This is a genomic window from Vibrio sinaloensis DSM 21326 (genome assembly GCF_000189275.1).
In the GTDB taxonomy this organism is placed as follows: Bacteria; Pseudomonadota; Gammaproteobacteria; order Enterobacterales; family Vibrionaceae; genus Vibrio; species Vibrio sinaloensis.
The window spans coordinates 1-1,071 of the sequence record NZ_AEVT01000015.1 but is presented as its reverse complement, the minus strand read 5'-3'; the positions used below and the strand labels follow the sequence as shown (position 1 = coordinate 1,071).

Below are 1,071 nucleotides of genomic sequence, written 5' to 3'. Positions count from 1 at the left end.
GAATTAGTCGAAGATCTTAGCAACAACACCAGCACCTACTGTACGGCCACCTTCACGGATCGCGAAACGTAGACCTTCGTCCATTGCGATTGGTGCGATTAGCTCAACAGTCATCTTAACGTTGTCACCTGGCATTACCATTTCTACGCCTTCTGGTAGCTGGATGTCACCAGTTACGTCAGTTGTACGGAAGTAGAACTGTGGACGGTAGCCTTTGAAGAATGGTGTGTGACGACCACCTTCATCTTTAGACAGTACGTATACTTCTGACTCGAACTTAGTGTGTGGGTTGATTGACTTAGGAGCCGCTAGTACTTGACCACGCTCTACTTCGTCACGCTTAGTACCACGTAGAAGTGCACCAACGTTCTCACCCGCACGACCTTCGTCTAGAAGCTTACGGAACATCTCAACACCAGTACATGTTGTTACTGTAGTGTCTTTGATACCAACGATTTCTACTTCGTCACCTACTGTTAGGATACCGCGCTCGATACGACCAGTTACTACTGTACCACGACCTTGGATTGAGAATACGTCTTCGATTGGCATTAGGAATGGCTGATCGATTGCACGCTCTGGCTCTGGGATGTAAGAATCTAGTGCTTCTGCAAGCTCAACGATCTTCGCTTCCCATTGCTCTTCGCCGTTTAGTGCGCCTAGTGCAGAACCTTGGATTACTGGTAGGTCATCACCTGGGAAGTCGTACTCAGATAGAAGTTCACGAACTTCCATTTCTACTAGCTCTAGAAGCTCTTCATCGTCAACCATGTCACATTTGTTCATGAATACGATGATGTATGGGATACCAACCTGACGGCCTAGTAGGATGTGCTCACGAGTTTGTGGCATTGGGCCATCTGTCGCAGCAACAACTAGGATACCACCGTCCATCTGTGCAGCACCTGTGATCATGTTCTTAACATAATCCGCGTGTCCTGGACAGTCTACGTGTGCGTAGTGACGTGATGGAGTGTCGTACTCTACGTGAGAAGTAGCGATTGTGATACCGCGCTCACGCTCTTCTGGAGCGTTATCGATAGATGCGAAGTCTTTCGCTTCACCGCCGTA

The 1,071-nt window shown here is 48.4% G+C and carries 1 protein-coding gene; it reads right to left on the bottom strand.

What is annotated here, in order from left to right:
• Positions 1-3 precede the first annotated feature (3 nt).
• Positions 4-1,071, bottom strand: a 1,068-nt coding sequence (gene tuf / locus RH45_RS02830) for an elongation factor Tu (RefSeq protein ID WP_008073603.1), incomplete at its 5' end; no start/stop codon positions are given.